The 13,251-nt window shown below is 40.8% G+C and carries 14 protein-coding genes and 2 pseudogenes; 6 read left to right on the forward strand and 10 right to left on the reverse strand.

The window, feature by feature from the left end; all coding sequences use genetic code 11:
• Nucleotides 1–152: 152 nt before the first annotated feature.
• Nucleotides 153–1,217 (forward strand): annotated as a pseudogene (gene thiO / locus CSQ79_RS28810) (glycine oxidase ThiO); the annotation flags it as partial.
• 111 nt (nt 1,218–1,328) lie between these two features.
• Nucleotides 1,329–2,123, forward strand: a pseudogene (locus CSQ79_RS28815) (thiazole synthase); the annotation flags it as partial.
• A gap of 151 nt (nt 2,124–2,274) precedes the next feature.
• On the opposite strand, the gene CSQ79_RS27435 reads toward CSQ79_RS28815, so the two are convergent.
• The 4 genes from CSQ79_RS27435 to CSQ79_RS05685 form a co-directional block, all read right to left on the reverse strand.
• Nucleotides 2,275–4,083, reverse strand: coding sequence for a TonB-dependent receptor domain-containing protein (locus tag CSQ79_RS27435; protein WP_289500611.1), 1,809 nt, complete (start codon nt 4,081–4,083; stop codon nt 2,275–2,277).
• Between the two features lie 14 nt (nt 4,084–4,097).
• Nucleotides 4,098–5,084, reverse strand: coding sequence for a TonB-dependent receptor plug domain-containing protein (locus CSQ79_RS05675; RefSeq protein ID WP_289500613.1), 987 nt, complete (start codon nt 5,082–5,084; stop codon nt 4,098–4,100).
• 177 nt (nt 5,085–5,261) lie between these two features.
• Entirely contained in the window at nt 5,262–6,254 is a 993-nt protein-coding gene (locus CSQ79_RS05680) for a helix-turn-helix transcriptional regulator (protein WP_099700204.1), read from the reverse strand.
• Nucleotides 6,255–6,341: 87 nt separating this feature from the next.
• Nucleotides 6,342–6,566: a TroA family protein gene (locus tag CSQ79_RS05685; RefSeq protein ID WP_099700205.1), complete on the reverse strand. Its 225-nt coding sequence runs from the start codon at nt 6,564–6,566 to the stop codon at nt 6,342–6,344.
• A 758-nt stretch (nt 6,567–7,324) separates the two neighbouring features.
• Here CSQ79_RS05685 and psb34 point away from each other — a divergent pair.
• On the forward strand, nt 7,325–7,504 hold the full coding sequence (psb34, locus tag CSQ79_RS05690; protein WP_099700206.1) for a photosystem II assembly protein Psb34: 180 nt from the start codon (nt 7,325–7,327) through the stop codon (nt 7,502–7,504).
• A 119-nt stretch (nt 7,505–7,623) separates the two neighbouring features.
• On the opposite strand, the gene CSQ79_RS05695 is transcribed toward psb34, so the two are convergent.
• Genes CSQ79_RS05695 through CSQ79_RS05705 form a run of 3 tightly spaced genes read right to left on the reverse strand, consistent with a single transcriptional unit; the run spans nt 7,624 to nt 9,854 of the window.
• Nucleotides 7,624–8,478 carry an NAD(P)-dependent oxidoreductase gene (locus tag CSQ79_RS05695; protein ID WP_099700207.1) on the reverse strand — a complete coding sequence of 285 codons (855 nt, stop codon included), beginning with the start codon at nt 8,476–8,478 and terminating at the stop codon, nt 7,624–7,626.
• 55 nt (nt 8,479–8,533) lie between these two features.
• Entirely contained in the window at nt 8,534–8,947 is a 414-nt protein-coding gene (locus tag CSQ79_RS05700; protein WP_099700208.1) for a peptide chain release factor 1, read from the reverse strand.
• Between the two features lie 46 nt (nt 8,948–8,993).
• Entirely contained in the window at nt 8,994–9,854 is an 861-nt protein-coding gene (locus CSQ79_RS05705) for an alpha/beta fold hydrolase (protein ID WP_099700209.1), read from the reverse strand.
• A 159-nt stretch (nt 9,855–10,013) separates the two neighbouring features.
• Here CSQ79_RS05705 and CSQ79_RS05710 point away from each other — a divergent pair, with 159 nt between their 5' ends.
• The 3 genes from CSQ79_RS05710 to CSQ79_RS05720 are packed head-to-tail and all read left to right on the forward strand — an operon-like array spanning nt 10,014 to nt 12,389.
• Entirely contained in the window at nt 10,014–10,826 is an 813-nt protein-coding gene (locus tag CSQ79_RS05710) for a DUF1206 domain-containing protein (protein ID WP_099700210.1), read from the forward strand.
• Nucleotides 10,827–10,832: 6 nt separating this feature from the next.
• A complete protein-coding gene (locus CSQ79_RS05715) occupies nt 10,833–11,939 on the forward strand; it encodes a glycoside hydrolase family 10-like protein (protein ID WP_099700211.1) in 1,107 nt (368 codons plus the stop codon).
• Between the two features lie 6 nt (nt 11,940–11,945).
• Entirely contained in the window at nt 11,946–12,389 is a 444-nt protein-coding gene (locus CSQ79_RS05720; RefSeq protein WP_099700212.1) for a C6orf136 family protein, read from the forward strand.
• A 7-nt stretch (nt 12,390–12,396) separates the two neighbouring features.
• On the opposite strand, the gene CSQ79_RS27440 is transcribed toward CSQ79_RS05720, so the two are convergent.
• The 3 genes from CSQ79_RS27440 to CSQ79_RS27450 form a co-directional block, all read right to left on the reverse strand.
• Nucleotides 12,397–12,537, reverse strand: coding sequence for a hypothetical protein (locus CSQ79_RS27440; RefSeq protein WP_289500618.1), 141 nt, complete (start codon nt 12,535–12,537; stop codon nt 12,397–12,399).
• Nucleotides 12,538–12,706: 169 nt separating this feature from the next.
• Nucleotides 12,707–12,868: a hypothetical protein gene (locus CSQ79_RS27445; protein ID WP_289500620.1), complete on the reverse strand. Its 162-nt coding sequence runs from the start codon at nt 12,866–12,868 to the stop codon at nt 12,707–12,709.
• Nucleotides 12,869–12,919: 51 nt separating this feature from the next.
• Nucleotides 12,920–13,246 carry a hypothetical protein gene (locus tag CSQ79_RS27450; protein WP_289500621.1) on the reverse strand — a complete coding sequence of 109 codons (327 nt, stop codon included), beginning with the start codon at nt 13,244–13,246 and terminating at the stop codon, nt 12,920–12,922.
• Nucleotides 13,247–13,251 lie beyond the last annotated feature (5 nt).

The raw sequence follows: 13,251 nt of genomic DNA on the forward strand, positions 1-13,251 counted from the left end.
AGGGGAGAAATAATACTTATAAACTTCTCTTTTACTAATCACTCTTTTGCTAGCCACTAGCCACTAATCACTCGCCCCTCAATTAGCGTTAGTCTAGAGATAAGCGTGTAAAATTTTGAGATCCGCAGTAGAAGCAAGTCAGCTTTTTAGCAATGACGACAAGTGACATTTTAATTATTGGTGGCGGTGTTGTTGGTTTAGCGATCGCAGTTGAACTCAAGCTACGTGGTGCTTCTGTGACAGTACTCAGTCGCGACTTTCGAGCAGCTGCAAGTCATGCGGCGGCGGGGATGCTAGCACCGCAAGCAGAGGCAATTCCTCCTGGGGCAATGCGCGATCTATGCTTAAAATCGCGATCGCTGTATCCTGAATGGATTGATAAACTTGAACAACTTTCTGGTGTCACGACAGAATACTGGGCTTGTGGAATATTAGCCCCTATGTATCAAGAACCCATTTATACAGCAGAAGACGATGAGGTTGCTTACTGGCTAGAACGTGATGCAATTAATATGTATCAGTCAGGATTGAGTAGCGATGTGATTGGCGGTTGGTGGTATCCCGAAGATGGACAAGTAGATAATCGGGCATTGATGCGATCGCTGTGGACAACTGCGGAGTCTTTAGGAATTAATTTACAAGACAACGTTACTGTACAAGCAATTCAACAACAGCAACGACGCGTTATAGGCGTACAAACTTCGGCGGGTGTCTATCGTGCTGAACATTATGTGCTAGCTGCCGGTGCTTGGTCAAATGAATTATTACCTGTGGCGGTACGTCCGAAAAAAGGACAAATGCTGTCGCTGCGAGTACCTGAAGGTTATTCTGAATTACCACTACAGCGAGTTTTGTATGGATCAGATACGTATATTGTGCCGCGTCGCGATCGCAGAATCATTGTTGGTGCAACAAGTGAAGATGTGGGATTGACACCGTATAATACCCCGTTAGGAATTCAAACTTTACTACAGAATGCAACGCGCTTAGTACCGCAATTACAACATTATCCCATCAATGAACTATGGTGGGGATTTCGTCCTGCAACGCCTGATGAGTTGCCAATTTTAGGTTCTAGCCCTTGCCATAACTTGACATTTGCTACTGGGCATTATCGTAATGGTATTTTACTAGCACCAGTAACAGCAAGTTTAATTGCTGAGTACATTTGGCAACAAAAATCCGATCCGCTGTTAGAACATTTTCATTTCTCGCGGTTCTACCAAGAAAAAATTGCTCCAGTGCTGCCAAAATCATCGCCAACTCAATATTTATCACCATCGGCAAAAATGCAAACCATTGAAAAACCAATAGAATCATTAACAGAAATTGATACTCCTTTAACAATTGCGGGGCGAACGTTTCATTCGCGCTTGATGACAGGTACAGGCAAGTATCGCAGTATTGAGCAAATGCAGCAAAGTGTTGTCGCCAGTGGTTGCGAAATTGTGACAGTTGCAGTACGTCGCGTCCAAACTAATGCACCAGGACACGAAGGTTTAGCAGAAGCCTTGGATTGGAATCAAATCTGGATGCTACCTAATACTGCGGGTTGTCAAACAGCCGAAGAGGCAATTCGGGTTGCGCGTTTGGGACGCGAGATGGCGAAATTATTAGGGCAAGAAGATAATAACTTTGTTAAGCTAGAAGTCATTCCTGACGCCAAGTATCTATTACCCGATCCCATTGGCACATTAGAAGCTGCCGAAAAGTTAGTCAAAGAAGGTTTTGCCGTACTTCCCTATATTAATGCCGATCCGATGTTAGCTAAGCGTTTGGAAGAAGTCGGTTGTGCTACTGTTATGCCTTTAGCTTCGCCTATTGGTTCAGGACAAGGATTGAAAACCACCGCAAATATCCAAATCATCATTGAAAATGCCAATGTCCCCGTCGTGGTAGATGCGGGAATTGGGACTCCTAGTGAAGCTGCACAAGCAATGGAATTAGGCGCGGATGCATTGTTGATTAATACAGCGATCGCCCAAGCTAAAAATCCACCAGTAATGGCACGGGCAATGAGTATGGCTGCGATCGCAGGACGTCTTGCCTATCTTGCTGGGAGAATTCCTATTAAAGACTATGCTAGCCCCAGTTCACCACTTTCAGGCACAATCACTAGCTAGTTTCTGGTGTCAGGATAGCTCAAAAGAAGAGAACTAAGGGAGGCTATGAGTCACTCGTAATCAATAGACCTCTTGCTTCAAAGCATTCTCCTAACATTTTCATAGCAGGTTTATTCATTGAAGTAGGAACTAAGTAGTCGCGATCGCATCTTTAACTTGGTTGCAGCAATTGTTGTATTTGATTAATAAAGACTTCAGCAGCAATTGGTCCGCGAATGCGCGCGATTTGATAGTCCATAAAGTAAATCTTCCCAGCTTGTGCGGCGGGAATTAAACGTAGGATTGGATCATTTTGCCATTGCTGTTTGGCATTACTGATAGTGTTATCTCCAGATGGCATGATTAAAATGTAATCAGCTTTAATGCTTGCTATGGCTTCAATCGAGGTGTTCGGTCTATTTGGCGCCCCTACAATAACCCGAAAGCCTAAATCCTCCAGTAGCCCAGTAATAAAACCAGACGCAAATATAAATGACTGATTGGAGGTGGGTTGCCAACCTAAAACAATAATGGTTTGTCCTGATACCACTGGTGCTAGTTGACTTTTGGCTGTTCTCACAAGTTGATTATGAGATGCGATCGCTTGTTGTGCTTGTTCTTCTCGATTTAAAGCTTGAGCAATAATCGGCATTACAGATTTCCACCCTGTTTCTCCCTCGGTTTGAAAAAATGCCGTTGGAGCAATGCTGGAAAATAATTTGTAATTTTCCTTGAGATAAAACTTTTCACCCAAGATTAAATCGGGTTTGAGTTGCAATAATTTTTCTATAGAAGGATTGTGGCGATCGCCTAAGTTCACAGGCTGACTTGTGACACGTTTTCCTAAATAAGGAATTTGCTGGCTGGGGCGATCAAATACTTTAGTGTTTAACAAATCTACTTCTGCATAACCCGCTGGTTGCACCCCTAACGACAGCAGAATATCTAATAATGGTGGACTCAAGACAACAGCAGAAAGGCGACCATCCAAAAAATCGGCTTTGGCTCCGACTTCATACTGTGTTCCTCGTGTAGGCTGGAATGGTTGATTTATGGCACTCCTACCTAATACCGGCACAAACGATCGCGAGTAGCTGGCATAGAGTGATAAATTTTCATTTGGCTGATAGACAAGACCTAGACGGGGCGAAAATGCACTATCACGTTGCTCTACTACAAACTCGTCAACTTGAAACAGCTGTTCAGTGTCAACACTATCAAACCTACCACCAACCAACAGTTTGATATTATTCGCTATGGTAATTTGGTCTTGTAAATAAACACCAAACATATTTCGTTTTTGGAAGTCGCCATCTTCAAAGACCTGAAATCCTCCGGTGTAAGTAATTGCGTTGTAGTTTGGCTCAAAAATATCCAGCAATCCTCCAGTGACATTTTGCTGTTCTGGCGGGACTTGAGAACTAAATCGACCAAAGCCATTATTCACTTCTAAACCGAATAACAGTGTGTGAGCGATCGCTCCTGTATTAAACTGCCAAATTAAATCATTTTGGAAGGTATAGGTCTCATAGAATTGGTCGGTGGAGGAAATTCCCAGTTCTACTGTCCGGTTATCATCTCGCAAACTTCTAATAAAAGATAACCCTTCTCGAAAAGATTCAAAGCTAGTTGTATAACGAAAAGCGGTACGCACAGAAATATCATCACTGAATTTGTGATCCAGGAAAAGATAAGCCCGCGTTTCATCAAAATTCATTGCATAGTTATCAGGATCAGCCAAAGTTCGGTTAAAAGGCAAATTAGCTGGGCGATCGCTACCATTGAGTACTATTAGTCCAGTATCAGGAGAACGCCTGTCTTGCAGATAAGATGCTTCTAGAGTCAGCTTTGTACTAGGGCTAATTGTCCACGTTAAGGAGGGAGCAATGAAGTAACGCCTCGAATCGGTGAAATCTCGAAAACTACCTGCACTTTCATAGGCAATATTCAGGCGATAAGCAAGTGAACCATCCTCATTCAACGGACCGGAAAAATCTAATGTTGGGCGATAGAAGTCAAAACTTCCTGCCGTGAATCCAATGTTGTAGTAAGGTGTAGAAAGTGGTTTTTAGTAACCAAATTAATGATACCACCAGGTTCACCCTGCCCAAACAGTACAGAAGCCGGACCTTTGAGAACTTCAATTCGTTCTAGATCCGCTGTTTCTTGAGCAGTCCGAGTGTTAAAAGAACCACCACCACCAGCGTCTTCTCTCAGCCCATTTCTGTACTGTGTGGCGGAAAATCCTCGGACTAGAAAATTTTGCCCTCGATTACCAACAGAATTAGAAAAGGTAACACCACCAATGTTACGCAAAGCTTCATCCAAGCGAATTGCTCCTTGGTCTTCAATCACCTGACGCGGAATCACCTGTATACTGGCGGGAATATCCCGTAGTGGTGTATCTGTTCTGGTTGCAGTGGAGCCTTCTGTAACGCGATACCTATCTTGTTCACCTGTTACCACTATTTCAATCGGCTGATCGTCTTGCGTTAATGATTCTGCTGGCGGTGTTTCAGTTTCTGACTGCTGTGGTGGTTGCATTGCCGTAGCCGTAGATGCGATCAAAACTAAACCTTCACCGCTGTCAAATAACTCAACTGTCGGCAACTCTGTTTCACCTGTTACTGTCACCCGAATCGTGTTAGCATCTAGATTAATGATGAAAATCTCGGTAATTCCCTCAACTGGGTTTTGTGAACTGAAGGTAAACGCATCGCCACTGGGTAACAGCAGTTGAGCGTTAGGAATATCTGCAATAAAGTTATTGTCTGCACTGCGATTGATAATTTGCAGTCGTTCTCCGTGAGTTGTCTGCAAAATAATTTCTACACCATTCTCAGTAGGATTGGCTTGTGTTCCATTGACAACAATAGGAAATTGAGGAGTCAAGGCTTGAGCCAATTTTTTTACATTAGTTGTGGGTGGTTCTACCTTATTTACACTGGGAATTGCCCCAGCAGGTCTAGCTGTAACCACCATCCCGGTTAACCATAAACTTATAAATAATTGCAGCCTCTTTGACATATATTTCTAGACCACTTAGTAATCTTTTTCAAGAAGACTACAATAATTTGCCTGTGATTTAGAATACTTGTTCAGCTGTGAGACGGATTATTTTCGGCGGTTCACGGATTTTTTTGGAGCTAAGTAAGCTCTTTAACTTTTCAGACGATAGTATTTAGGATTCACCCCAAATCGCTTACGAAAAGCAGCAGCGAAACAACCTTGGTTTGCATAACCAACAGCACGCGCTACGTTTTTGATACTCATCTGACTTTCTAAAAGTAATTGACGTGCCAATTCCATACGCTGTTGATGTAAGTAGCCAAAAACTGTTGTGCCAAGTACCTGATGAAAACCAATTTTTAACTTATAATCATTTAATCCTACTTGACGTGCTAGTTCAATTAATGAAGGGGGATGATGAATATTTTCAATTAAAATTACTTTAGCTGCGTGAATTCTTTCAATATCATCTTTTTTTAGCACAATTGATTTCTCTGTAGATTTTTCATACTGTGCCAACTGCTCTAATTTAAGGGCAATTAATTCTAAACATTTGCCTTCTAAATATATGTGTTTAGTTATTCCCTGAAAAGGACAATTTATAATTTGCTCTAATGGTAGATGCATTTCTGGATTGACTACATTGTTTTCATAAAAATTTTGTTCGCTGCTTCCTTCTAATAAAAACGTTAAACTGTTCGGTATTTTTTCTGTTTGATTAGAAATAAAACTGTTGATTAAGTCTTGGCTATCTAAATGAATATCTACTTTCAATTGTCGCTTTCTAGCACTAACAGTAATACATTCTTTTGCATCTGTTTGATTTTGGTTAATCCAGTCAAAAAAACTTAGTTTTCCATTTTTTCCCAAGTATGAACCCGATAGGTTAAATCCAAATTCTATAATTCGCTCTTGCTCTAATTGGCTACTATCACATTCAACACATAAATCATCATAAAATTCTTCATCAACAATCAGTAGTTTTATACCTCGTAACTTAATATTACGACGATATCCTCTTCCGAAGTTCTGCGGGCAGTAATTAATAAAATCCGTATTATCAGATGCTTCTGGATAATAAGTGTTGTGGTTAACCTGCTGCCAATTTTGTTTGTACTCAGCTTGAGAAATTATATTGACCATAACTAGGAATTATTACCATTAAATATTGCTAGGTTAGCATAGCGATCGCCCTCTGGAAAACTGTAGATTAGTAATACACAGTAGCTTCTAAGTTTTTTTTACTTGTACCAATGCTTGCAATAATTGTTGCATTTGATTGATAAACACTTCGGCAGCGATTGATCCGCGAATACGTGTAATTTGATAATCAATAAAGTACATTTTTTGATTCTGGAACGCCCAAAGCGATCGCCAAATGGCATTCTCTATCGTGTTTTCTCCTGAAGGCAATACTAAAATCATATCGGTATCAATCTGAGGTAAGAATTCCACCGAAAAGATACCGCTACTGCGTTCTTCAAGATTAACAACATGAAAATCAAAGTCTGCAAGTAAGCTACAGACAAAATTGTTGCGATCAAATAAGAACGAACTAGAAATTTCGTTAGCAAAGCCTAAAACGAGGTTTTTTGCTGTGCGATCGCAGGTGCTAATTGTGCTTTGATTTGCGCAAGTCGCTGGTTGTGATTGAGGAGAGTTTGCTATGCTTGCGCCTCACGTCCTAATTGACCGATTTGCAAAATAACTTGTTGCCAGCGATCGCCTAAATTAACAGGTTGACTTGTGACGCGCTTGCCTAAATACGGAATTTGTTCACTGGGGCAATTGAATATGGGATTACTGAGAACCTATCCCACTAACTTTGTAAACTAGATGTAGAATGTGGCAAGGAAAAGGAAAGCATCAAAACACACTTTCAGACCTTTCTATTAAACAACGAGTCTTCTGTCTCTCACCTCTGCTTTAGCTTTTCTTTAGAAACAGGCTCTAAAGCGGTTGCTCTTGGATCGTGAAGTGCCCAGTTATGAGCTTAAGAGAGTTGAGAAAAGTCCTTAATAAATGCCTCCGGCACGCTACGCGAACAAAACGTGCTAAGGCACCTTTCTTCGCTAACAAAACTTAAAACTAACCCCTCTTCCACTGCTTGCTCTTAGTATTTTCCTTGTAAAGATTTGTGACTAAGATGGTAGAGTATATATACTAGTTGTAATTAAGCTTAGTTAAAATAAGCAGAAAAAAGGATTTTACTCATGCCCTATACCACAGAAGAAGGCGGTCGTCTCAATAACTTTGCCAAAGAACCAAAGATGTATGCAGCAGAACCTCCAAATAAAACACAGCAGCGTAATTTTGTGATTTGGGGAGTAGTAGCTGCTGTCTTAGTTAGTGGAGTCATTTTTGTCGCCTTCTCGGTATCCAGCCTTAGCTAAGAACTAATGCTTGCAATCGCGTAGTTTTCAACCAGGTTCCTGAAGTAGTGGACATCTGGTTTTTTATTGCTGATTACTATTTTGCAGAAATACGCATAGAATTGGCTCAAAACTCCAAATCAATCAGGATTTACAGCAGAAAATAGCGCAGAATAATCTGCATCAGAAAATCCTTGACTAAGGGTAGCTGCGATGATTTGTTGCACTCCGGCGACACCACTAGTGTTCAAGCCAGAGGCTTCTGCTTCGGCAATAAATAAATTGATGTCTTTGAGTAAGTGTTTCGTGGGAAAATTGGGATTATCGTAATTACGCTCGACCATTCTTGACAATTTTTTGTCGAAGGTAGGCGCATAAAGCGCACTGTCGCGAAGAATCTGCATAAATAATTCCACGTCGATTCCTTGACGTAGAATGAGTCCTAAACTTTGAGCAAACGCTGTTGTCAGTGATGCAATGAGTTGATTCAAGGCAAGTTTAACCGCAGCAGCTGTACCAACTTCACCAATATGCAGTGGTTCGGAACCAAAGTTTTGCAATAATGGCAACCAACGCTGAAATTGTTCTGGGGTTGCGCCTACCATGACGATTAATTTACCTGCGGTTGCTTCGGGAATACTCCCTAAAACAGGTGCTTCTAAGTATTCACCTTTATTTGCAATCACTTCATCGCGAATTGCTTTGCTATCGGTAGGGGAAATTGTTCCCATTTGAATGATTGTTTTTCCGGCTAACTCTTGGGAATCTGAAAAAAGTACGCTACGAATCGCGATCGCATCTGTCAGCATTAAAATGATACATTCTGCTGCTTGAGTGACTGCTTGAGGATGTGTTGCAATTTCTGCACCAACTTCTTTGAGTGGTGTTAACTTTTCCGCAGTACGGTTGTAGGCAATAAGTTCGAGATTAGCATTTAATAGTCTTTGTGCCATGGGTAGTCCCATGAGTCCAGTACCGAGAAATCCTACTTTCATTAGTTTAATTTTTTTTGTTTACAAACCACACAGACGCAGAGAGTGAAGAAAGAGATTAGCGCCAGTAGGGGCGTCCTTTCCAGAATACGCCGATAATAATGCCGATTAAACTTGCTTGGTTTAAGTTAAATAGGACTGCTGGAAGTGGTAGAAGTGATTTAAGAAATAGTATTACTGCTAAACACAAAACTAATGCCCATAAAGAACCTGTGTTGATTGAGACTAAGCGATAAAAGCGTTCAAGTAAATAAACTCCTAATGCACCAAGCCCTACAGCGATCGCCAAAGAGATGATAATTCCCAGTGGCGGGGCGTATACCAGCATGAGTAAACGTTGAAATACATCTGATTGAATGTATCCCAGAGTCAGGAGAAAGTCTAAAACGATCACAATCACAGCAACTAGTAGCGAAACTTGCAGCAGCGATCGCCAAGGTAAAAACTTTAAACTACGCAGAGGATCGCGCATATGACATGAGATGCTGTAATCATGACCTGATTTTATCAAACAGTGTCTACGTTGCTAGAAACTCGCGTATATATTGATTAACTAGTTGCGGTTTTTCTTGCTGTACCCAATGGCTACAATTGGGAATGTATTTGATTTGCAAGTTTCTAACGTACTTATCTGTACCGTAGGTAAGTTCTTTGCCAAGTGCAGTATCACTTTCTCCCCAAATGAGTAATGTCGGAACCTCTAAAACATCCCAATTGTGATTAAGTAATCCTTGTTGCCAAACGTTACGGTAGTAATTGAGTGCTGCTGTTAAAGCACCACGTTTGCTGGCTGCATCTTTATAGGCGTCTATATCTGCTTGAGTAAAGGCGCTTTTATCGACTGCCATACCTTTGAAAGCTGTCTCAATTGCTTGATAGTCTGAGGCTTGGAGTAGCATTTCTGGTAGTCCAGGTAGCTGAAAGAAAAACATATAAGAACTACGCATCAGTTGTTGTGGTGTACGTAATCCTTCGGCAAATTTGGCAGGATGAGGTATGTTCATCACAATCAGACGTTCTACCATTTCGGGGTAGGAATGGGCAAAACTCCAAGCGATCGCACCTCCCCAATCATGTCCAACTAAAATGCACTTTTCGTATCCAAGTCCGGTAATCACACCTTTAACATCTTGAAGAAATTCGCGCATCACATACGCTGACTGCTGTTTCGGTTTGTCGCTGTCGTTGTAACCGCGCAAGTCGAGCGCAACAACTTTATAATCTTTAGCAAACTCTGGTATTTGATGCCGCCATGAGTACCAAAATTCCGGAAACCCATGCAACATTAGCATTAAAGAACCATTGCCTTGAGTGACGTAGTGGAGTTTAATGCCGTTAGCGTTGATGTATTCGTGTTGCCAAGTTTCGATGACAGACATAGTGTTAAGCAAAACAATGATGTGCTGTTTAGTCTAGAGTAATCAACTCTAAAGGCGATAACAAACTTCTATAGGTACTTGCGTTAATTACAAGCACAGATCAAATCAGTTAATCTAAGTGTATATTGTTAAAAATAATACACTCATAAATTAAAATATATGACACAACAGCTAACACAACACACTTCATTATGGATTGAGCGATTAGCGCGATTTGGTCTTGCTGCTAAGGGTGTCGTTTACGGTATTGTAGGATTGCTAGCCGCGCAAGCCGCATTTGGTACTGGAGGAAGAACGACAGATACTGAAGGTGCTTTGCAAACAATCATCAACCAGCCGTTTGGTCAACTTTTACTCGCGGTTGTGGCAATTGGTTTAATGGGATACGTATTGTGGCGGTTTGTCCAAGCTATCAAAGATCCAGAAAACAAAGGCAGTGATGCGAAAGGGATTTTACAGCGAATTGGTTATGCGACAACTGGTGTCATTTATGCAGGTTTAGCGTTGAGTGCGGTTAAATTAATTCTAGGTTCTGGTGGTAGTAGCAGCGATTCAACGCAAGATTGGACTGCACGTTTACTCGCGCAGCCTTTTGGACAATGGCTAGTCGGAACTGGTGGTGCGTTTGTGATTGGTATGGGTTTTTATCAATTTTATCGAGCATTTACGGCTAAATTTCGTAAAAAACTCGATTTACACGAATTAAGCGATACCGAACAAATGTGGATTATCACGATCGCTCGATTTGGTTTGTTCGCGCGTGGTGTAGTATTTTGTGTCATCGGCTTTTTCTTAATTCAAGCCGCACGTCAATCGGATGCTAGTGAAGTGCGAGGCTTGGGTGAAGCGTTACAAGCACTTGCACAACAACCTTATGGTTCCTGGATTTTGGGTATTGTTGCCCTCGGTTTAGTTGCTTACGGTATTAATATGATTGTTCAGGCGCGTTATCGTCGGATTATGGCAACTTGAAGAATAATGGCAATTCGAGGTATTTGGATAACTAATACTGATAGTCAGGTGCTGCATTCGCGGCAAAATATTGCTGAAGCAATGGCATTTTTGGCACAGACAGGATTTAATGTTGTGTTTCCCGATGTTTGGAATAAAGGATTTACGCTTTACCCTAGCCCAATTATGCGATCGCTGTTTGATGTAGAAATCGACCCACGGTATCAAGGTAGAGATCCCCTGGCGGAAATTATTGTCGAGGCGCGGCGAGTTGGAATCAAAGTGATTCCGTGGTTTGAATATGGTTTTGCTAGTTCCTATAATTCTAATGGCGGGATGATTCTAGCAAAGAAACCAGAATGGGCGGCGCGGGATATTAACGGTAATTTACTTAAAAAGAATGGCTTTGAGTGGATGAATGCACTTGACCCTCAGGTGCAAGAGTTTATGTTAAATTTGGTGCTGGAAGTCGTCAGAAACTACGATGTTGACGGCATTCAAGGCGACGATCGCTTACCTGCATTACCTTGTGAAGGTGGTTATGATGCAAGTACTGTAGAGCGTTATCGTCAAACTTTTAATTGTCATCCGCCGCAGAATTCAAAAGATCCTCAATGGCTACAGTGGCGGGCTAATATTTTAACAAACTTTTTAGCACGTCTTTACCAAAAAGTCAAGGCTATTAATTCTAATTTGATAGTATCGTTGTCTCCTAACATCTATGACTGGGGACTCAAAGAATACCTCCAAGACTCTAAAACTTGGTTAGAACGTGGTTTAGTTGACATCATCCATCCCCAAATTTATCGCCGCGACTTTGCAAGTTACAAACAAGTTGTCGATCGCGTCACGCAGCAGTTGAATCACGAACAGTTAGCAAAACTGTCACCAGGAATTTTAATTAAGCTGGGTTCTTATCGCATAAGTGCAGAATATTTGCGACAGGCGATCGCCTACAATCGCAGTCGTGGTATTTCAGGGGAAGTTTTCTTCTTTTACGAAGGGCTACGCGAAAATAATGACGCTTTAGGAAAAGTATTGCAATCGCTTCCGTATAATAATTACAGCGAACAACCTGGATCAAATTTAAGAGGAATTCAAAGTCTATTTCGGTTCCTCCAAAATCGTTTTTGAAACGTAATGAATGTAGAATATCAATCGCAAATCACCAAAGTCATTGCCATACTCAAACAAGATTTACCTACTCTTTTTGAGCAAGATATCTCTTACGACATTTATACTCAAGATATCTACTTTCAAGATCCCGTTAATAAATTCAAAGGTAAATTAAACTACCGAATTATCTTTTGGACTTTACGATTTCACAGTCAGCTATTTTTTACTGAGATCCACTTCGATCTGCATGACGTATATCAAGCACAAGCAGATACTATTATTGCTAATTGGACAGTACGAGGTACATTGCGCGTACCCTGGAAAGCATACATACTCTTCAATGGTTACTCAACCTACAAACTTACTGAAGAGGGTTTAATATACGAACACGTAGATTGCTGGGATCGCAAACCCAGCGAAATTTTACGGCAGTTTTTTCAAAAAGGCAAAAGCCAAGTGAGAGAATAGTCGTTAACTATTTGCCTTGGCTCAAGCGAATGTGTTCCATAATCTGCTGCTTGCGCTGATCTGAATAAATCGGAGTTTTGATAAACTCGCCTTTGCTGCGAGCAATGTGTTCCATAATACGCTTTTGACGGTCAGTCATTTCAGCCATAGTGCTTTAATTTGGTAGTTTAGTGTAGATAACTATTTACATTAGTTAATATTAGCGCATTTTTATAAGAAAATGATGTGATTAAACAAACCTTACTAGACACAGAGAACACAGAGGAAAGAGCTAAAGAGAGATATTTCATAAATATCTGAGTTTATGTAGAGAACTGTTAATTAGTGACTCCGGCTTGTTGTAATGCTTGTGTTAACATTTCTGTGAGATTTAAAGTTTCAGCCCACTGAGTTAAATAATTGATATCAAGTTTATCAGCTTGAATCTTTAATACTCCTAAAACATCACGCCATTGTCTATCTGAAACTCCGCCACCCATACGATACCAAATGATTTGTAAAATAATATCTTCTGCAGAAGGTAGCCAAGCTTATCTTTCAGGATTTTGAGTAATAATTAACTGCTGACGCCGTTGCATTTCAGATTTAGCTAAGGGGTGATTCGATAATAAAAAAATGTCTGCTTTTTGCATACTTTCTAGATGAATTACATTAAATGAAGACTGGCATTCAATTGCTTCTGTCACCATTCCTTCATCAATAAAAAAATCCTTACCCATTGCTACCAACAAAGGCGACACATGAGCAAGCTGTTTTTTCCAAACAGGCATATTCCGAAAAGCCCGCATTAAAAACTTATCAACTTCAGGATGAGTATCCCTTGATTGCGGTTGATATCCAGCACGAAAAACTCCCATATATA

The sequence above is a fragment of the Gloeocapsopsis sp. IPPAS B-1203 genome (assembly GCF_002749975.1).
GTDB lineage: Bacteria > Cyanobacteriota > Cyanobacteriia > Cyanobacteriales > Chroococcidiopsidaceae > Gloeocapsopsis.